Raw genomic sequence first — 21,207 nt, 5'->3', positions numbered from 1 at the left:
AAATCAAGAGAAAAGCTCACGTAAAGCAAAGCTTTTCTCTTGATTTTTTAGAAAGAGGAACATTTACTGAATATCCCAACTTAAACTTCAATTATTTTGTTGTCTTCACTACAAATCCGTAATAGATTTACAAACCTTGTATTTCTTCTGCCGACAGACCTGTTATCTGTGAAATAGTATTAATAGGAATATTCAAAGCCTTCATATTACGTGCTGTTTCTCTTTTTTCTTCCGCACGTCCTTCTGCACGACCTTCTGCACGACCTTCTACACGTCCTTCTACACGTCCTTCTACACGACCTTCCGCGCGACCCTCTGCGCGGCCTTCCGCACGTTCTGTCAATATATTATCTTTCAATATTACAATATTATCCAAATGACGATAATATGCTTCAAGTTCAGTTTTCGTCATTTTATCGAGTTTCAATCGTTCACGAGCCTCCGTCAAACCGGGAGCAGTAGCACTATCTGGTATATCACCTGTATTCAAATAACAAATCCATTCTTCCAACGGACTCTTGGCAACCTGATTAAAGTCATTCACCTTTAATATATAATATTCAGGATAAAGCTGGCTGACAGCATCGACCTTAAACGTCTGTTTCTGAAATGGAGTCAACTCCAGCACATCATTCTGATGAATCCCTCTAAACTCCGTTTTACCATGATATACTATATCCTTTCCATTGCCTAATGAAAAATAGACAATATTAACGCTATACACTTTACGTACTTTATCATAACCTTCTCCACGATTGATGTACTCGGTCACCAATTTAGAAGTACCAAACAACATACGTTGGAAATAAGCATACTCATTGTTATTCTGAACTTCAATCAGAATAAGTTCTCCTTTAGAGTTCTCCGCAAGCATATCAACACGATTATACTTATCAAACTCATCTTCTTGATTTCCTTCACTTTCCAACAATTTCTGAATGACAATCTTTTCATTGAGAAGAGTAGTCAGAAAGCCTTCAAGAACTGCAAAATTGGCTTTATTACGCAATAAGCGTTTCATAGCCCAATCGAAACGAATATAATTACTAGCCATAGGTTCGTCTCCTTTCCCTTTTTCTTTTTTCATGCAAACAAAGGTAAGCAGAAAATGTTTAATATCAAGTATATATATCCGATAAAATGACTCATCCTACCTTTATATAGACTACCGATCGTCCCGCTCCATACTTTTTTAAAATCCCTTTTTCAATAAATGCATTAATATCCTGCAATGCCTGTGTTTTTGTCTTTCCAACAAGTAAGGCATAATCCTGCCGATTAATACATGGATTCTTTTCTAAGAATTTATTTAATCGCTGCAAGCACTTTTCTTCTGCTAATGGATTCTTCACACGAAAAGGCGAATGATAACGTTGTAATACCAATTCAGTCTCAATATCCTTCTTAAACTGACGGTTGATTCTCAAATTAATATCTTTAAGAGATACTGACGGTGAACGCAAGTCTTTTGAATCAGTCACTTCTTTGTTCACATTCAAAGAAAGAGTAAAATAACCAATATCACCCAATTCAACGGAAAATCCCTTCAAAAGCAAATGTCTTAGTTCTTTCGAGATAGCTTCTATGACACCTACCACTTGCGCATGAGGCATATGCTGAAATGCAGTCACTTGTTCTACAAATTCTTCGGCTGTATAACTGCCCTTCAGTACGACACGTGCATGCAAAGGTTGTTCTTCCCCACTTTTTGTGAGATCGGGAGTCTCATAAAGATCATAATTTACACTCATTATTTATTAGTATTTCATTAGGAAAGATTAAACTCCACTTCCCTATATATTAATTATTTATCATGCTATTGAATTTTCGTTCGACTTAAGTCAAGCGATAGTTTTAGTTAAGTCAAGCGATAGTTCAACTTAAGTCAAACGAAAACCAACTTACTAATGAGACAAATGTACGTAGAATATAGAGAAACTAACCTATACCAATTGATATTTTATTTCCTGCAATAAAATGTAAATCTTAAGATTTTATTAAATTCTCCTTATAATATAAGGTAGGGAGAATCTTTTTTTTTACTTTTGTCCCCGAATATTGTGGTACAAGCCATTATAAAAGAAAGAATTATGCAGAAAAACCTTGTCATTGTCGAGTCTCCGGCAAAAGCAAAAACGATTGAAAAGTTTCTGGGGAAAGATTTCAAAGTCCTTTCTAGTTACGGACACATACGCGATCTGAAGAAGAAAGATTTCAGTATCGACGTAAATAATGATTTTAAACCCAGCTACGAAATCCCGGCAGACAAAAAGGCGCTGGTTAGCACACTAAAGACAGAAGCTAAAGAGGCAGAAACCGTATGGCTCGCATCCGATGAGGACCGCGAGGGAGAGGCGATTGCCTGGCATCTGTATGAGGTCTTAAAACTAAAACCGGAAAACACAAAACGAATCGTATTTCATGAAATTACGAAGAGCGCTATCTTAAAAGCTATTGAACAACCACGCGACATTGACCTCAACCTCGTAAATGCACAGCAAGCACGACGGATTCTGGACCGTATCGTAGGTTTCGAACTCTCTCCCGTACTTTGGAGAAAAGTGAAACCGGCACTCTCTGCCGGACGTGTTCAGTCTGTTGCCGTCCGCCTGATCGTTGAACGTGAACGTGAAATACATGCTTTCAAAACGGAAGCTGCTTATCGCGTCACTGCCGTATTCCTCGTCCCGGACGCGGATGGAAAGCTGGTGGAAATGAAAGCCGAACTAGCTCGCCGTATCAAAACAAAAAAAGAAGCAAAGGCTTTCCTCGACGCTTGTCAGGGAGCGAGCTTTGCAATCGATGATATTACCACCCGCCCGATCAAGAAAACGCCTCCTGCTCCGTTTACAACATCTACTTTGCAACAGGAAGCCGCACGCAAACTGGGATATACCGTAGCGCAGACCATGATGCTCGCGCAGCGTTTATACGAATCGGGATTCATCACTTACATGCGTACGGACTCTGTCAACCTCTCGGAATTTGCAACGGCTGGCAGTAAAGACGCTATCATCAAAATGATGGGCGACCGCTATGTACATCCCCGCCATTTCGAGACCAAGACCAAGGGTGCACAAGAAGCTCACGAGGCCATCCGCCCTACTTATATAGAAAACCAATCCGTTGAAGGAACAGCACAGGAGAAAAAACTGTATGACCTGATCTGGAAACGCACCATTGCTTCACAAATGGCAGATGCGGAACTGGAAAAGACGACTGCTACCATAACGATAAGTGGCAGCAGCGATGTATTTACAGCTATCGGCGAGGTAATTAAGTTCGACGGTTTCCTGCGTGTGTACCGTGAATCTTATGATGACGACAACGAACAGGAAGATGAAAGCCACCTGCTTCCTCCTTTGAAGAAAGGCCAGAAGTTGGAACATGGCCCTATCATCGCAACCGAACGTTTCACCCAACGCCCTCCACGCTATACGGAAGCAAGTCTTGTACGCAAGTTGGAAGAACTGGGCATCGGACGCCCATCTACGTATGCACCTACCATCTCTACCATCCAACAACGTGAATATGTGGAGAAAGGTAATAAAGACGGAGAAGAACGTCAGTTTAATGTCATGACATTAAAGGATCATCAGATTAAAGACGAAAATCATACTGAAATTACCGGCGCAGAAAAAGCTAAATTACTACCAACGGATATTGGCACTGTGGTAAATGATTTCCTTACCGAATATTTCCCGGACATTCTGGATTTCAACTTTACCGCCAGCGTAGAAAAGGAATTTGACGAAATTGCAGAAGGAGAAGTAAAGTGGACTTCTATCATGAAGAATTTCTATGATAAGTTCCACCCGTCTGTAGAAAGCACGTTGGCTATCAAGACAGAACATAAAGTAGGCGAACGCATCCTGGGAGAAGACCCGGAGACAGGAAAACCCATTTCCGTTAAGATTGGCCGCTTCGGTCCTGTTGTACAGATTGGTACTGTAGAAGATGAAGAAAAACCACGCTTTGCACAAATGAAGAAGGGCCAGTCCATGGAAACCATTACATTGGAAGAAGCACTGGAATTATTCAAATTACCTCGTACATTGGGCGAATATGAAGGAAAGACAGTCAGTGTCGGTGTAGGCCGTTTCGGTCCGTATATCCTGCATAATAAGGTATATGTATCGCTCCCTAAAGGACTCGACCCGATGGAAGTTACTTTAGAAGAGGCGGAACAACTCATTTTAGACAAACGCCAGAAAGAAGTGGAACGCCACATCAAGAAGTTTGAAGAGGAACCGGAACTCGAGATTCTGAACGGACGCTATGGACCTTATATTACCTATAAAGGTTCCAATTATAAAATCCCCAAAGATATTGTCCCACAGGATTTAACGCTGAAAAGTTGTCTCGACTTAATCAAGCTTCAAGACGAAAAAGGAGCGAATCCAGCACCAAAAAAGAAGTTTTCGAAAAAGAAGTAAGAAAATAAAATAAGAATGATGGCAGATATATAAATCTTTTTATATATTTGCCATTTATTTTACTTATTTTCAAAAACTTATGAGACAAACAATATTTGTAAAAACATTAATGGGTCTATTTTGTGCCCCATTAATATGTGGTTGTGTAGACGACCAGCGTGATTTATTTCAAGAGCCGGAAAAACTTCCCAAAGAAAGCTTTTTTGATTTCAACATGAACCAGAATCTGGCTATAGACATTGACTATGGCTTCAAGGAAGATTATGTGGTTCTTTTTGAGATTTATGATCAAGACCCGATTGAAGTAAACGATAAAGATGGTAGCTGGAAGAAAAAAGACATAGAACCTTTCTACCGTGCCGCCACCAGCAAAAAGGGAACGTTCAATGAAGATGGAATAACTATACGGGCAGATATTTCAGAAGTATGGTTATCATCCGACTATTTAGGTGCAGCATCGCCTGTAAAACTCACAATTGGCGAAGGCCACCGTATTTCTTTCAACCAAAATGAGTATATTCAATCTCTACTCGCAAAAGCATCAACACCCGTCAGCAGAGGAGTGACAACCAATCAGCATAAATATCAGGATGACTGGATGCTTCTACCCAATGTAGACTGGAACGACAACGGACGTCCCAATAACTTATCTGCAGAAAAAAACATTCCGCCTGCCAGCGTACTTTATAATATAAAAAACGTTTTTAGAAAAACGGACGGGAAAAGCATTCGTGACAACTATCCCGAATTCTTTAACGGAAAAATGATATCAGACATCCCTATCACTAAAGAAACCGAAGTAAGTCTTGTATTTGTCAATAGTACTGCCGCTTGGTACAACACTGTGGGATATTACACCTATCCTACTGGCGAAACACCAACTCTGGAAAATATCCAAAAGGTACTGGCATTTCCAAATGCTTCTCCTGTTTATAAAACAGCCGGAGTGGGTGCTTTAGTTTGTGGCGATGAAGTTAAATTGAAATACTGGAACGAAAAAGAAGGTAAATTTGAAGAAAAATTTCCTGCTGGGATCACTATTGGTTGGTGTCTGCAAGGCATGGGATTCAGAAGCAAGCCTTTAGATGAATACGTTCAAGGTGACCTTGTTCAAGGCATGGGAACCCGATACTCTACTACCATTTTGAACAAAGCGGGAAGTGATGGCATAAAGAGACAAAGAACCGTATCACTGCGAGATACAGAATCCAATCAAATTGTAGCAATAGGATTTGAAGATAATATAGACTTAGATTATTGCGATGCCATTTTCTATATCCATACTTCCGAAAAAAATGCGATTGATGAAGAAGTAGTTCCTCCTTTGCCCGAAGATCCTGAAGTTCCAACTGATGAAGACAACTACACCACTTACTCCGGAATATTGACATTCGAGGACTTATGGCCGGAACAGGGAGATTATGACATGAATGATGTCATGATACGATATAAGAGTAAAGTATATAAATCCATACTGACAAATCGAGTATACAAAATTGTTGATGAATTCACTCCGTTTCACCGAGGAGGTTATTTGATAAACGGCTTTGGCTATCAATTACATAACATCGCTAACAGCGATATTAGTGACGTTTCTATTGAAGGGCCTTCTTATGCCTCCAAATCTCAATATATGCCTGGGAAAACAGAGACCGGCCAATCTCATCCTACAATTTTATTATTTGATAACATGAGGATTTTTGACGGAAAAGAAGAAGCAGACAAAAAGTATACTGTAACAATTCAAGTGAATGATGTAAGCTCAAAAAACGTATTACCACCTTATAATCCGTTTATTTTCGTAGAGTCAGATAAAACCAGAGGTAGAGAAGTGCATTTGGTAAAATATCCCCCTACAGATAAAGCCAATCCATCACTATTAGGCACTGGAAAAGATGTTTCCAGACCTGACGAGGGATTATATTATGTTTCGATAGACTTAATGCCATTTGCTCTCAATATGCCAATTAGCGAATTCCCTATCCCTGAAGAAGGCGTAAGGATAGACGAATCATATCCGAAATTTGCAACATGGGTTAAATCTAATGGGGCACAAGCCAAAGACTGGTACAAATACCCTAAAAAATAACAGTCATCAACAATAATGAAAAGTCAGACTAGGATTAAACTTAGTCTGGCTTTTTCATTTGATCTTAAAACCTTTATCAGGAAATAACATATCAAACACAATCACAAATATAAAAACAGATGTCACTAGGATATTCATTGTCAATAAAGAAATGTGATAAGGCCAGGAAAGCAGTAAAGCTAAAGCAACCACAGCAATAATATGCGATAAAAAGAAGAATACGAATCGGCCTGGTATCCGAATTAAACCGGTTAGTCACCCAAATGGTGTGTTACCACAACATCTAGACAGCAAACCACAAGATGGTTTCTTTCAATAATCCTGCCCAAGTAAGATTATGGAGCAAATAATGTGAAAGCTGCGTGACCGAGAAAACATAGATCAGGTCAAACAGCAGTTCGGAATAAGAGACAGTAGCAGTTTCCGTTTCTCTCTTCCGAAGTAAGGGATGGGGGGAATAAAACATACGGGATTCCTTTTATATATAAAAGAAACCCCGCAGAAGTATATTTTGTTCAGAGAAAGTCTTACATTCTGGAAGGAACCTCAATACCCAGCAAGTTCATTCCCAAACGAACAACTTTGGCTACATTAGCAGACAGAGCGATACGGAATACTTTCACCGCCTCATTCTCTTCACGCAAAATGCTAAAATCGTGATAGAATTGATTGTATTCTTTCACTAAATCATAGGTATAATTAGCGATAATAGACGGGCTATAATCTTCACCGGCTTGTTTTACAACAGCCGCAAAGTCAGCCACCATCTGAATCAAGCCTTCTTCTTTCTCGCTTAATTCAATGCCAGCCGGAATCTGTTCAGGAATGACAATACCCGATTCTGCCGCTTTCCGGAGCACCGACTGAATACGTGCATAAGTATATTGGATAAATGGACCTGTATTGCCATTGAAGTCAATAGATTCTTTCGGATTGAACGTCATGTTCTTACGGGCATCCACTTTCAGGATGAAATATTTCAAAGCTCCCAGACCAACGATACGGGCAATATCATCCGCTTCTTCCTGTGTCAAACCATCCAGTTTTCCGAGTTCTTGTGAAGTTTCTTTAGCAGTGGAAATCATTTCTTCCATCAAGTCGTCAGCGTCCACCACAGTACCTTCACGTGACTTCATCTTACCTTCCGGCAGTTCCACCATTCCGTAAGAGAAGTGAACGAGGCTCTTACCCCATTCGAAACCAAGCTTATCAAGCAAAATAGAAAGTACCTGGAAGTGATAATTCTGTTCATTACCCACTACATAAATCATTTTATCAATCGGATAATCTGCAAAACGGAGTTTAGCCGTACCGATATCCTGTGTCATATAGACAGAAGTACCGTCACCACGGAGGAGTAATTTGTGGTCCAGTCCTTCGGCAGTCAGGTCAGCCCATACGGAACCATCCTCTTTTTTGAAGAAGAAGCCTTTTTCCAGTCCTTCCATTACCTTTTCTTTTCCTTCGAGGTAGGTATTGGATTCATAATATATCTTGTCGAAGCTGACGCCCATCTTTTTATAGGTTTCGTCGAATCCGGCGTATACCCAGTTGTTCATCATTTCCCACAATCCGCGTACTTCGGGATCGCCAGCTTCCCACTTCACCAACATTTCACGGGCTTCCTGCATCAAAGGAGATGCTGCCTCGGCTTTCGCCTTAGCCTCATCGTCACTCATTCCCTGCGCTGTAAATCCAGCCATCAGTTCTGCCAGTTCCGCTTTATAATGTTTATCGAAAGAGACATAATAATCGCCTACCAGATGGTCGCCTTTCTTTCCGGAAGTCTCCGGAGTTTCGCCATTTCCATATTTCTTCCATGCCAGCATGGATTTACAGATATGGATACCACGGTCGTTTACGATATTAGTCTTTACTACCTTATTGCCGTTGGCAGCTACAATGTTAGCCAATGCGTTACCTAAAAGGTTGTTACGCACGTGTCCCAAGTGAAGCGGTTTGTTTGTATTCGGAGAAGAATACTCGATCATTACCAACGGAGAAGTTTCGGCAGCTTTTACCAGACCATATTGCTCGTCAGCCTGAATCTCATTGAGCAGTTCAATCCAGGTAGCCGATGCGATAGTCAGGTTCAGGAAACCTTTTATCACATTAAAGGCAGCTACAGCCGGTTCATTAGCCTTCAGATATTCACCGATCTCCTGTGCCGTCTGTTCCGGTCCTTTTCTCGACATCTTCAAAAAAGGGAACACGACCAGTGTCAAATGTCCTTCAAATTCTTTCTTTGTTTTTTGCATTTGCACCATCTTTTCAGGGACTTCCTGACCGTAGAGTGCTTTCAGTCCGCTGATAACGGACGCTACAAGTTTATCTTCTATCTTCATAATCAAGTTATTTCTTGCGCACAAAGATACAAAAAAAGGAGACGCATCGCGTCTCCTCTCCTAATTTCTTTCAACTATCTATCTTATTCAACAGCTGCAGATAATTCAGCACCAGCTTTAAATTTAGCTACTTTCTTAGCAGGAATAGTAATAGTTGCCTTTGTAGAAGGGTTAATACCAGTTCTTTCAGCTCTTTCGCTTACAGAGAAAGTACCAAAACCTACGAGAGATACTTTGTCACCAGCTTTCATAGCATTAGTAACTGAAGTGATGAAAGCATCAAGTGCTTTTTTTGCATCGGCTTTGCTCATTTGAGCTTCAGCAGCCATTGCGCTAATAAGATCAGACTTATTCATAATACGTAAAATGATTAATTAATATATATGTTACACAAAAGATTATCCCACAATGGATTAATTCCACAAATATAGCCGAACAAAACAACATATCAAATAAAAACATAAAAAAAACGCAGCAAATTATTGAAAAAGAGCTAATAGGAAGCGTTTTTCATGCTTTAAAACAGAATTTATTCGTACTTTTGCGTCTATTATCTAAATATTCAGAAATTAAAATGATGCCAACTGTAACTAAAAACCTGATAATTATCAATGTACTAGTATTTTTCGGGACAATCGTAGCCCAACGTTACGGCCTGGATTTAACGAATTATCTGGGATTACATTTTTTCCTCGCAAGTGACTTTAATCCGGCACAGCTTATCACTTATATGTTCATGCACGGCGGATTCAGCCACATTTTCTTTAATATGTTTGCCGTTTTTATGTTCGGACCGATTCTCGAACAAACCTGGGGACCCAAACGTTTCCTCTTTTACTATATTCTCTGCGGTATCGGTGCGGGACTTATCCAGGAAGGAGTGCAGTATATTCAATATGTGATAGAATATAGCCAACATACACAAGTAAATTTGATAGGCTATGGCGTTATTTCTATGGAGCAATACTTGAACATGTTGACCACCGTAGGTGCTTCGGGAGCCGTTTACGCCATATTGCTGGCATTTGGTATGCTATTTCCCAATAACCGACTGTTCATCTTTCCGCTGCCTTTCCCTATCAAAGCGAAGTTTTTCGTGATAGGATATGCCGCAATCGAATTATGGGCAGGGCTTGCCAACAGCACCGGAGATAATGTTGCTCACTTTGCTCACCTGGGAGGAATGTTATTCGGATTAATCCTGATTTTGTATTGGAGAAAAAAAAGCAATAACAATGGGACATATTATAGCTGATTTAAAGGAGACATTCAGAAGAGGAAATATTTTCATCCAACTGATTTATATCAACGTAGGCATCTTTCTGATCGGCACGTTGATTAACGTTTTCCTGCGACTTTTTGAAGTAAGTACCTCCGACATATTCGGTATATTTGCCTTACCGGCATCCTTTATCGGGTTTATGCATCAACCGTGGTCGCTATTTACTTATATGTTTATGCATGCCGGCATCCTGCATATTTTATTCAATATGCTCTGGCTGTATTGGTTCGGAAGTTTGTTTCTCTACTTTTTCTCGGCCAAACATTTAAGAGGACTATATGTATTAGGAGGTATCTGTGGAGGTTTACTGTATATGATCGCCTACAATGTATTTCCTTTATTCAGTTCGCAAGTGGTAGGCTCAACATTGGTAGGAGCTTCGGCTTCCGTATTAGCCATCGTAGCCGCTACGGCTTATCGTGAGCCTAATTACAGGGTGCAACTTTTTCTTTTCGGTGCTATCCGTCTCAAATATCTGGCACTGGTTGTCATCGGAATCGATGTATTATCCATCACCTCAAGTAATGCCGGAGGACATATCGCCCACCTGGGCGGTGCTCTTGCTGGACTCTGGTTTGCCGCCAGCCTAAATAAAGGAACTGATTTGACTTCCTGGATCAACTGGATTCTGGATGGTTTCATCTCCTTGTTTCAGAAGAAAACATGGAAACGGAAACCGAAAATGAAGGTACACTATGGAAACAGTGCCACCGGTCGCGAGAAGGATTATGATTACAATGCCCACAAAAAAGCACAGTCTGATGAAGTGGACCGTATTTTGGAAAAACTAAAAAAATCCGGTTACGACAGTCTGACAACTGAAGAAAAGAAAAGCTTGTTCGACGCAAGCAAAAGATAAAAGAATGGAACATATTGGCAAATTTGTCGCATATCTGATACTTGCTGTCAACGCTCTCTTCGTGGGAACGTTGATATTAAGTGCTTATAGCCCTTACCTTAACCCGAAAATAAACCCACTTGCTTCCAGCTTGGGACTTGCATTTCCGATATTCCTGACGATTAATCTGATTTTTATCGGCTTCTGGGCATTCGTCAACTACCGCTATGCGCTCTTGCCTGCCATCGGTTTTCTGATTTGTATTCCGCAGATACGAACTTATATTCCTTTTAACTCCACCACTAAGACCATACCGGAAGGAAGCATCAAAATCCTATCCTATAACGTAATGAGTTTCAACAATCTGGAGAAGAAAGATGGAAAGAACCCTGTATTATCTTATCTTGTAGATAGCAACGCCGATATTATCTGTCTGCAAGAATATAACACCGCTACCAACAAGAAATACCTGACGGAACAGGATATTAAAAAAGCATTGAAAGCCTATCCTTACCAATCCGTCCACCAACAAGGGAAAGGAGATGTGCAACTTGCCTGTTTCTCCAAGTTCCCCATACTCTCGATACATCCCATCAAATATGAAAGTAATTATAACGGTTCCATGAAATATGTATTGAATGTAAATAACGACACTCTTACATTAATCAACAACCACCTGGAATCCAACAAACTCACCAAAGAAGACAGAGGGATGTATGAGGATATGATTAAAGACCCGAATGCCAAGAAAGTAAAAACCGGACTTAGGCAATTAATCAGAAAACTGGCGGAAGCATCGGCTATCCGGGCTTCACAAGCTGATTCTGTGGCTAAAGCCATTGCAGCATGTAAATATCCGACAACTATCGTATGCGGCGATTTCAACGACGGTTCTATCTCGTATACACATCGCATCCTGACTCAAAAACTAGACGATGCATTCACACAGTCCGGTAAAGGATTGGGCATTTCCTACAATCAGAACAAGTTCTATTTCCGCATAGACAATATCTTGATCAGCCCCAACCTGAAAGCCTACAATTGCACGGTAGACCGGTCTATCAAAGCATCAGACCACTACCCGATCTGGTGCTATATCAGTAAACGATGAGAACTGAAAACTCTAATAAAAAACACTTATGATGATTAAAAAGACACTAACCATTTTAGCAGTAAGTTGTATGATGTACTCCTGTGCTACGAAAACAGAAAGCAATCCTTTCTTTACAGAGTTTCAAACCCAGTATGGTGTTCCTTCTTTCGACAAGATTAAATTGGAGCACTATGAACCTGCCTTCCTGAAAGGGATAGAAGAGCAGAATCAAAACATCGAAGCTATCATCGAAAGTCCGGAAATTCCGACATTCGAAAATACAATTGTAGCTTTGGATAACAGCGCACCTATCCTGGACCGTGTGAGCGCCATTTTCTTCAATATGACAGATGCGGAAACGACTGACTCACTAACCGCACTTTCCATCAAACTGGCACCGGTTCTTTCAGAACATGATGATAATATCTCTCTGAACGAGAAACTGTTTAAGCGCGTGAACGACGTCTATCAAAAGAAGGATTCGCTGAACCTGACATCGGAACAAGAACGTCTGCTGGACAAGACTTATAAAAGATTTGTCCGTTCCGGAGCAAACCTTAATGCCGAAGACCAAACCCGCCTCCGCGAAATCAACAAGGAACTTTCTACACTCGGCATTACTTTCAGCAACAATATACTGAATGAGAATAATGCTTTCAAACTCTTCGTTGACAAAGAAGAAGATCTGGCAGGATTGCCCGAATGGTTCCGCCAAAGCGCCGCTGAAGAAGCAAAAGCAGCCGGACAACCCGGAAAATGGCTATTCACCCTGCATAATGCCAGCCGCCTGCCTTTCCTGCAATATTCAGAAAATCGCCCGCTTCGGGAACAAATATACAAAGCTTACATCAACCGCGGTAACAACAACGACGAAAACGATAACAAGGAAAATATCCGTAAGATCGTTTCTCTCCGCCTGGAAAAAGCTAAATTATTAGGTTTCGACTGCTATGCAAACTTCGTTCTCGACGAAACGATGGCAAAGAACGCCAGTAACGTAATGAGCCTTCTAAACAACCTTTGGAGCTATGCACTGCCAAAAGCAAAAGCGGAAGCTACCGAACTTCAGAAATTAATGGATAAGGAAGGCAAAGGAGAAAAACTGGAAGCATGGGATTGGTGGTATTATACCGAGAAACTACGGAAAGAAAAATACAACCTGTCCGAAGAAGATACAAAACCTTACTTCAAGCTGGAGAATGTGCGCAATGGCGCTTTCACTGTAGCCAACAAGCTATATGGTATCACTCTTACCAAGCTCGAAGGTGTCCCTACCTACCATCCTGATGTGGAAGTCTTCGAAGTGAAAGACGCAGACGGTTCGCAACTCGGTATCTTCTACGTCGATTATTTCCCACGCTCCGGAAAAAGCGGTGGCGCATGGATGAGCAACTACCGCGAACAACAAGGAGATACCCGTCCGTTAGTATGCAATGTTTGCAGCTTTACCAAACCGGTAGGCGATACTCCCTCTCTATTGACAATGGATGAAGTAGAAACTTTGTTCCACGAATTTGGGCACGCTCTGCATGGACTGCTGACAAAATGTGAATACAAAGGAACATCAGGCACTAATGTAGTATGCGATTTTGTAGAACTTCCTTCTCAAATCAATGAACACTGGGCTACTGAACCGGAAGTACTGAAAATGTATGCCAAACATTATCAGACAGGAGAAGTGATACCCGACGAAATCATCAAAAAGATACTGCAACAGAAGACTTTCAATCAGGGCTTCATGACTACCGAATTACTGGCTGCCGCCATCCTCGACATGAACCTGCACACCGTAACAGATGTAAAGAATATAGACATGCTTGCATTCGAAAAAGAAGCCATGGACAAGCTCGGTCTCATCCCCGAAATAGCACCGCGTTATCGCGTGACTTACTTCAATCATATCATTGGTGGTTACGCAGCCGGATACTACAGCTATCTATGGGCCAATGTACTGGATAATGATGCTTTTGAAGCCTTTAAAGAACATGGTATCTTTGATAAAAACACCGCCGACCTCTTCCGTCACAACGTATTGGAGAAGGGCGACAGCGAAGACCCGATGGTGCTTTACCGGAATTTCCGTGGAGCGGAACCAAGCTTGGAACCGCTACTGAAAAACAGAGGAATGAAATAATTCAGTAAAAAAGCCCTTAAACATCAAATATTTGAGGGCTTATTACACATGAATGTGAAAAAAAAACTATATTTGCAGCCTTGTATACGGCAAAAAGAACTTGTGTACGACAGAATTTAACTGAAAATTAAATTAAAAAAGTAATCATCATAAATTAAAAGTAAAATGCAAAACAAAGGATTTGTAAAGGTTTTTGCGGTATTACTCACGCTGGTATGCGTGTTCTACCTCTCCTTCTCCTTCGTAACACGCCATTATACCAACAAGGCGAAAGAAATTGCGAACGGCGACCCGAAAGTGGAACAAGACTACCTCGACTCTCTCTCTAACGAGAAAGTAATGCTGTGGAACTGGACACTGAAACAATGTCGTGAGATGGAGATTAGTTTAGGTTTGGACCTGAAGGGTGGTATGAACGTTATCCTCGAAGTTTCCGTACCTGATGTTATCAAAGCATTGGCAGACAACAAGCCTGACGAAGCTTTCAACAACGCATTGGCGACAGCTGCAAAACAGGCTGTCAACAGTCAGGATGATGTTATCACCCTGTTCATCAGAGAATACCACAAAATTGCTCCGGACGCAAAACTTTCCGAACTTTTCGCAACACAACAGTTGAAAGATAAAGTTAACCAGAAATCATCAGATGCAGAAGTTGAAAAAGTGCTGAGAGCAGAAGTAAAAGCTGCTGTTGAAAACTCATTCAACGTTCTTCGTACCCGTATCGACCGTTTTGGTGTTGTTCAACCGAACATCCAAAGTCTGGAAGACAAAATGGGACGTATCATGGTGGAACTTCCGGGTATCAAAGAGCCGGAACGTGTGAGAAAACTTCTCCAAGGTTCTGCCAATCTGGAGTTCTGGGAAACTTATACAGCTAGAGAAGTTCTCCCTGCCATGCAATCTGCAGACGCCAAATTGCGTGTTATTTTAGCTGAAGGAACAACAGCTGATACAGATACTATTGAAGCAGTCCTTACCGAAGCCACTCCGGTTGAGAAAAAAACTGTAAGTGCTGCCGACAGCCTTGCAGCTGCCCTGAAAGGTGACGTAACTGCTGAAGATAAGTCTGCCGCAAATATGGAAGAAATCAAAAAGCAATATCCTTTGCTGTCCATACTTCAGTTGAATTCTAGCGGACAAGGTCCCGTTATTGGTTATGCCAACTACAAAGATACTGCTGACATCAACAAATATCTGGCTATGCCGGAAATCAAAGCTGATCTTCCAAAAGACCTTCGCCTGAAATGGGGTGTTTCTCCTTCTGAATTTGACAAGAAAGGACAGACTTTCGAATTATATGCTATCAAGTCTACCGAACGTAACGGCAAAGCTCCGTTGGAAGGTGACGTAGTAACTGATGCGAAAGATGAATTCGACCAATACAGCAAACCGGCTGTAAGCATGACAATGAACTCTGACGGTGCACGCCGCTGGGCTCAGTTGACTAAGCAGAACATTGGCCGTTCCATTGCTATCGTTCTTGATAACTATGTATATTCTGCACCAAACGTAAACTCTGAAATTACAGGTGGACGTTCACAGATTACAGGTCATTTCACTCCTGAACAAGCAAAAGACTTAGCTAACGTATTGAAATCAGGTAAGATGCCGGCTCCGGCTCACATCGTACAGGAAGATATCGTTGGTCCGTCACTGGGTCAAGAATCAATCAATGCGGGTATTTTCTCATTCGTTGTAGCCCTGATTCTGTTGATGATTTACATGTGCTCTATGTACGGCTTCATCCCAGGTATGGTTGCTAACTGCGCGTTAATCCTCAACTTCTTCTTCACGCTAGGTATTCTTTCATCCTTCCAGGCTGCGCTGACAATGTCCGGTATAGCCGGTATGGTATTGTCACTTGGTATGGCTGTGGATGCGAACGTACTTATCTATGAACGTACAAAAGAAGAGCTTCGTGCAGGTAAGGGTGTGAAGAAAGCACTTGCCGACGGTTATTCAAATGCATTCTCGGCTATCTTCGACTCTAACTTAACATCTATCATCACAGGTATCATCCTGTTTAACTTTGGTACCGGTCCAATTCGTGGTTTTGCTACGACATTGATTATCGGTATCTTGGTATCCTTCTTTACTGCAGTGTTCATTACTCGTATTGTTTATGAACACTTCATGAACAAAGACAAGTGGTTGAACCTGACATTCACAACCAAGATTTCAAAGAATCTGATGACCAATACACATTTCGATTTTATGGGTACAAACAAAAAGTCCCTTATTATCGTCAGTGCAATCATCGTTGTTTGTATCGGTTCATTTGCCATCCGTGGTTTGAGTCAGAGTATCGACTTCACTGGTGGACGTAACTTTAAGGTACAATTTGAGAATCCTGTAGAACCGGAACAAGTTCGTGAATTGATCTCTAGCAAATTTGGCGACGCCAACGTAAGCGTTATTGCTATCGGTACAGACAAAAAGACCGTACGTATCAGTACAAACTACCGTATCGAAGATGAAGGCAACAATGTAGACTCTGAAATCGAATCATATCTATATGAAACCTTGAAGCCGGTATTGACTCAGAATATCACATTGGAAACTTTCATCGACCGTGACAATCACACAGGTGGTAGTATCGTAAGCTCACAGAAAGTAGGTCCGAGTATCGCAGATGACATCAAGACAGGCGCTATCTACTCCGTAGTATTGGCACTGCTCGCCATCGGTTTGTATATCTTGCTCCGTTTCCGCAACATTGCTTACAGTATCGGTTCTATCGTAGCTTTGAGTTGCGACACCATTATGATTATCGGTGCCTATTCACTGTTCTGGGGTATCCTGCCATTCTCTCTGGAAATCGACCAGACATTTATTGGTGCTATCTTGACAGCTATCGGTTACTCTATCAATGATAAGGTGGTAATCTTCGACCGTGTACGTGAGTTCTTCGGTTTATATCCGAAACGTGACAAACGAGTATTGTTCAACGACTCTCTGAACACAACGCTGGCTCGTACCATCAATACATCATTGAGTACATTGATCGTATTGCTGTGTATCTTCATCCTTGGTGGTGATTCAATCCGCAGCTTTGCATTCGCAATGATCCTGGGTGTTGTTATCGGTACATTATCTTCACTGTTTATTGCATCTCCAATTGCATACAACATGATGAAGAACAAAAAAGTCGTAGTACCAGCTACGGAAGAATAATAAACTCCACAAATAGAAAAGCCTCTTCCGAACATTCGGTAGAGGCTTTTTCTATTGATTATTAAAACAAATAGAAGCTATAAGACGTTCATCTTAAAAGAAGCTATTGTTACACTTAAAACTTGATACAATATGAAAGCAAAACAATACCACTCTCATAGATTCTTCTGTAGTAGCCCCGAGGGGAATCGAACCCCTATCTAAAGTTTAGGAAACTTCTATTCTATCCGTTGAACTACAAGGCCGCTTCAAATTTGCTTGCAAAGATAACGGTTTCTGTCGATTTAACAAGAATAAAAATGCAGGTTCCTTTCAGATATTTCAAATAATTGGCGTCAATAGGACAATAAAGTAGGATTTATTTTGATAATTCGATTAACTTTCCGACCTTTGCGCTCACAAATTGAAAGTAAAATCAGTTTTCAAATTAAATATAGTAATTAAAGTTATGGCAGACGAAATGATGGTTAAAGAATTGGAGGAAGTAGTAGTACGTTTCTCCGGCGACTCCGGCGACGGTATGCAGCTGGCCGGCAACATCTTCTCGAACGTGTCGGCTACAGTGGGAAATGACATCTGTACATTCCCTGACTATCCGGCAGACATCCGCGCCCCGCAAGGTTCGCTAACCGGTGTTTCCGGTTTCCAGGTCCACATCGGCGCCGGACAAGTTTACACTCCCGGAGACCGTTGCCACGTATTGGTGGCTATGAACCCTTCCGCACTGAAAACACAAATCAAATTCTGTAAACCGCAAGGACTTATCATCACCGACTCCGACTCATTCGAAGCCAGAGATTTGGAAAAGGCACAATTTAAAACCAACAATCCCTTTGAAGAATTAGGAATAAAACAGGAAGTATTGGAAGTTCCTATCTCTTCCATGTGCAAAGAGAGCCTGAAAGACTCCGGATTGGATAACAAATCAATTCTCCGTTGCAAAAACATGTTTGCACTCGGATTGGTTTGCTGGTTGTTCAACCGTAACCTTGCTGCTGCTGAAAAAATGCTGCGCGAGAAATTCGCCAAGAAACCCGAAATAGCAGAAGCTAATATTAAGGTATTGAACGATGGCTTCAACTACGGAGCAAACACTCATGCTTCTGTCTCTACTTATAAGATTGAAAGCAAAGCTCCGAAATCAAAAGGACTTTATACAGATATCAACGGTAATAAAGCAACCGCTTACGGACTGATTGCCGCAGCTGAAAAAGCAGGTCTGGGGCTCTACTTGGGTTCTTATCCTATCACTCCGGCTACTGATATTCTGCACGAATTAGCCAAGCATAAATCATTGGGAGTCAAAACTGTACAGTGCGAAGATGAAATAGCCGGTTGTGCTTCTGCAGTTGGTGCTGCTTTTGCCGGTGCTTTGGCAGTGACTACGACTTCCGGCCCCGGTGTTTGCCTGAAGAGTGAGGCGATGAACCTTGCTGTAATCGGTGAACTTCCATTGGTGATTGTCAATGTACAGCGTGGCGGTCCGTCTACCGGTCTTCCTACTAAATCAGAACAGACCGACTTATTACAGGCCCTTTACGGACGCAACGGCGAAAGCCCGATGCCTGTAATCGCCGCAACATCGCCGACCAACTGTTTCGACGCCGCTTATATGGCATGCAAGATTGCCTTGGAACACATGACTCCGGTTGTATTGCTGACTGATGCTTTCGTAGCTAACGGTTCTGCCGCATGGAAACTCCCTAATCTGGATGAATATCCTGCCATCAATCCTCCGTATGTGACCCCGGATATGGCCGGCAACTGGACTCCTTACCAACGTAATCCGGAAACAGGCGTACGCTACTGGGCTACTCCGGGAACTGAAGGATTTATGCACCGCATCGGTGGTCTTGAAAAGAGCAACGAAACAGGCGCTATCTCTACCGAACCCGAAAACCACAATAAGATGGTTCATCTGCGTCAGGCCAAAGTGGATAAAATTGCAGACTATATCCCCGAACTCGAAGTGTTGGGTGACGAGGACGCAGACTTATTGATTGTTGGCTGGGGCGGCACTTACGGACATCTTCGTCTGGCTATGGACTATATGCGCGAACATGGAAAGAAAGTGGCTTTCGCTCACTTCCAGTACATCAACCCGCTGCCGAAGAACACAGCCGATGTATTGCATAAATACAAGAAAATCGTGGTAGCTGAACAGAATCTGGGACAATTCGCAGGTTATTTGCGCATGAAAGTGCCCGGATTGAACATCAGCCAGTTCAACCAAGTGAAAGGACAGCCTTTCGTTACGAGAGAATTGATAGATGCATTCACTAAATTATTGGAGGAATAAAAGATGAGCGATAAAGTATATACCGTACAAGATTATAAATCAGGTCAGCCACGCTGGTGTCCGGGATGCGGTGACCACGCTTTCCTGAATTCACTGCACAAAGCCATGGCCGAATTGGGAACAGCTCCGCACGATATTGCCGTAATATCGGGTATCGGTTGTTCTTCCCGTCTGCCTTATTATGTAAATACATACGGTTTCCACACCATCCACGGACGTGCAGCCGCTGTTGCAACAGGAGCCAAAGTAGCTAATCCTAATTTGACTATCTGGCAGATTTCCGGTGACGGTGACGGTTTGGCAATTGGTGGTAACCACTTCATCCATGCATTACGCCGTAACGTCGACCTGAATATGATTCTTCTGAACAACCGTATCTACGGTTTGACAAAGGGACAATATTCACCGACTTCAGAACGCGGACTTGTCACCAAATCATCTCCTTACGGAACAGTGGAAGACCCGTTCCATCCGGCAGAGCTGGCTTTTGGCGCCCGCGGACGTTTCTTTGCACGCTGCATTGCAGTAGATGGTGCCGCTTCTGTAGAAGTGTTGAAAGCAGCAGCCAATCACAAAGGTGCTTCTGTTGTAGAAGTTCTACAAAACTGCGTGATCTTCAACGACGGAACTCACGCCAGCGTTGCCACCAAAGAAGGACGTGCCAAGAATGCTATCTATCTGGAACATGGCAAACCTATGTTATTTGGTGAAAACAAGGAGTTCGGATTGATGCAGGAAGGCTTCGGGCTGAAGGCAGTGAAACTGGGTGAGAACGGTATCACAGAAAAGGATATCCTTATCCACGACGCACACTGCCAAGATAATACGCTTCAACTGAAACTGGCTTTGATGGAAGGTCCCGACTTCCCGATTGCACTCGGTGTAATCCGTGATGTAGACGCTCCGACTTACAACGATGCTGTCGTTGAACAAATCGAAGAAATCAAAGGCAAGAAGAAATATCACAATTTCCAGGAGCTGTTGATGACTAATGAGACTTGGGAAGTGAAGTAATTCACTGCTCATCAATAATATAAAAGCTGGAGGAAGGATAAAACAATCCCTTTCTCCAGCTTTCATTATAAATACACCTCAAGTTTACTTAAAGGTCATCTTCAGTCATCCCACAGCATACTGGGCGTCACCCCACAAGCCGTGATTTGTTTCATGCCATGAAACCATTTGTTTCTCACCGAGAAACGAAATGTTTCAAGCAGGGAAACAAAGTGTTTCACGCCGAGAAACGAAATGTTTCAAGCAGGGAAACAAAGTGTTTCACGCCGAGAAACAAACAGTTCCAAACAGGGTTGGAACTAAACGGCTGCAATGAAATCAAAAGCGCTCCATTATCTCCATACACATACGCCCGTTATGGTAAGGACATTTCCAAAATCCGGCTTTATCATCCTCACGGTTGACAGTCCCATCAGCCGAAAGGCTCCAGTACCATTCACCGAAGCAAGCCGAGCCATGTACTTGAGTTACTCAAGCCTCCTACATCATTTCACTGAGTT

General features: G+C 42.0%; 13 protein-coding genes, 1 tRNA gene and 2 pseudogenes. 9 read left to right on the top strand and 7 right to left on the bottom strand.

Going from position 1 to position 21,207, the window contains the following annotated elements:
• Positions 1-127: 127 nt before the first annotated feature.
• Complete coding sequence (locus LPH68_RS06155) at positions 128-1,087, bottom strand: Rpn family recombination-promoting nuclease/putative transposase (RefSeq protein WP_151923904.1); 960 nt, start codon at positions 1,085-1,087, stop codon at positions 128-130.
• Between the two features lie 58 nt (positions 1,088-1,145).
• The gene (locus LPH68_RS06150) at positions 1,146-1,751 is read right to left on the bottom strand and encodes a DsbA family protein (protein ID WP_008023230.1); all 606 of its coding nucleotides are present in this window, start codon (positions 1,749-1,751) and stop codon (positions 1,146-1,148) included.
• Positions 1,752-2,090: 339 nt separating this feature from the next.
• Here LPH68_RS06150 and topA point away from each other — a divergent pair, with 339 nt between their 5' ends.
• Together topA and LPH68_RS06140 are read left to right on the top strand one after the other, a co-directional pair.
• Positions 2,091-4,436: a type I DNA topoisomerase gene (gene topA, locus LPH68_RS06145; RefSeq protein ID WP_055234336.1), complete on the top strand. Its 2,346-nt coding sequence runs from the start codon at positions 2,091-2,093 to the stop codon at positions 4,434-4,436.
• Positions 4,437-4,515: 79 nt separating this feature from the next.
• Positions 4,516-6,525, top strand: a complete 2,010-nt coding sequence (locus LPH68_RS06140) for an LruC domain-containing protein (RefSeq protein WP_192920476.1) — start codon at positions 4,516-4,518, stop codon at positions 6,523-6,525.
• Positions 6,526-6,727: 202 nt separating this feature from the next.
• Here the strand turns inward: LPH68_RS06140 and LPH68_RS06135 are convergent.
• The 3 genes and pseudogenes from LPH68_RS06135 to LPH68_RS06125 form a co-directional block, all read right to left on the bottom strand.
• Positions 6,728-6,991: pseudogene (locus LPH68_RS06135) on the bottom strand (low temperature requirement protein A); the annotation flags it as partial.
• 61 nt (positions 6,992-7,052) lie between these two features.
• Positions 7,053-8,870: an arginine--tRNA ligase gene (gene argS, locus LPH68_RS06130; RefSeq protein WP_151922885.1), complete on the bottom strand. Its 1,818-nt coding sequence runs from the start codon at positions 8,868-8,870 to the stop codon at positions 7,053-7,055.
• An 83-nt stretch (positions 8,871-8,953) separates the two neighbouring features.
• Complete coding sequence (locus LPH68_RS06125) at positions 8,954-9,226, bottom strand: HU family DNA-binding protein (protein ID WP_004296482.1); 273 nt, start codon at positions 9,224-9,226, stop codon at positions 8,954-8,956.
• A gap of 221 nt (positions 9,227-9,447) precedes the next feature.
• Between LPH68_RS06125 and LPH68_RS06120 the strand changes: the two genes are divergently transcribed.
• The 5 genes from LPH68_RS06120 to secDF all read left to right on the top strand — a co-directional run bounded on the left by LPH68_RS06120 (position 9,448) and on the right by secDF (position 17,394).
• Positions 9,448-10,125, top strand: a complete 678-nt coding sequence (locus tag LPH68_RS06120) for a rhomboid family intramembrane serine protease (protein WP_004307872.1) — start codon at positions 9,448-9,450, stop codon at positions 10,123-10,125.
• Positions 10,106-11,011 (top strand): rhomboid family intramembrane serine protease, encoded by a 906-nt coding sequence (locus LPH68_RS06115; protein WP_009038914.1) that lies wholly within the window; start codon positions 10,106-10,108, stop codon positions 11,009-11,011. The genes LPH68_RS06120 and LPH68_RS06115 overlap by 20 nt, the downstream gene beginning before the upstream one ends.
• Before the next feature lie 4 nt (positions 11,012-11,015).
• Positions 11,016-12,101 carry an endonuclease/exonuclease/phosphatase family protein gene (locus LPH68_RS06110; protein ID WP_004317192.1) on the top strand — a complete coding sequence of 362 codons (1,086 nt, stop codon included), beginning with the start codon at positions 11,016-11,018 and terminating at the stop codon, positions 12,099-12,101.
• A 31-nt stretch (positions 12,102-12,132) separates the two neighbouring features.
• Positions 12,133-14,217, top strand: coding sequence for a M3 family metallopeptidase (locus LPH68_RS06105; RefSeq protein WP_151922889.1), 2,085 nt, complete (start codon positions 12,133-12,135; stop codon positions 14,215-14,217).
• A gap of 165 nt (positions 14,218-14,382) precedes the next feature.
• On the top strand, positions 14,383-17,394 hold the full coding sequence (gene secDF / locus LPH68_RS06100) for a protein translocase subunit SecDF (protein ID WP_004317186.1): 3,012 nt from the start codon (positions 14,383-14,385) through the stop codon (positions 17,392-17,394).
• A 173-nt stretch (positions 17,395-17,567) separates the two neighbouring features.
• Here the strand turns inward: secDF and LPH68_RS06095 are convergent.
• Positions 17,568-17,639: transfer RNA gene (locus tag LPH68_RS06095), tRNA-Arg, on the bottom strand.
• A 203-nt stretch (positions 17,640-17,842) separates the two neighbouring features.
• Here LPH68_RS06095 and LPH68_RS06090 point away from each other — a divergent pair.
• On the top strand, positions 17,843-19,693 hold the full coding sequence (locus LPH68_RS06090) for a 2-oxoacid:acceptor oxidoreductase subunit alpha (RefSeq protein ID WP_049701327.1): 1,851 nt from the start codon (positions 17,843-17,845) through the stop codon (positions 19,691-19,693).
• A gap of 3 nt (positions 19,694-19,696) precedes the next feature.
• Positions 19,697-20,707, top strand: coding sequence for a 2-oxoacid:ferredoxin oxidoreductase subunit beta (locus LPH68_RS06085; RefSeq protein ID WP_049701328.1), 1,011 nt, complete (start codon positions 19,697-19,699; stop codon positions 20,705-20,707).
• Between the two features lie 318 nt (positions 20,708-21,025).
• Here the strand turns inward: LPH68_RS06085 and LPH68_RS06080 are convergent.
• Positions 21,026-21,148 (bottom strand): annotated as a pseudogene (locus tag LPH68_RS06080) (N-acyl-D-glucosamine 2-epimerase); the annotation flags it as partial.
• Between the last annotated feature and the right edge of the window lie 59 nt (positions 21,149-21,207).

Origin of the sequence: Bacteroides sp. 1_1_30, assembly GCF_020982715.1 — a bacterium.
Lineage (GTDB): Bacteria > Bacteroidota > Bacteroidia > Bacteroidales > Bacteroidaceae > Bacteroides > Bacteroides xylanisolvens.
The sequence above is the reverse complement of the archived record's forward strand: the minus strand, read 5'-3'. Positions and strand labels throughout refer to the sequence as shown.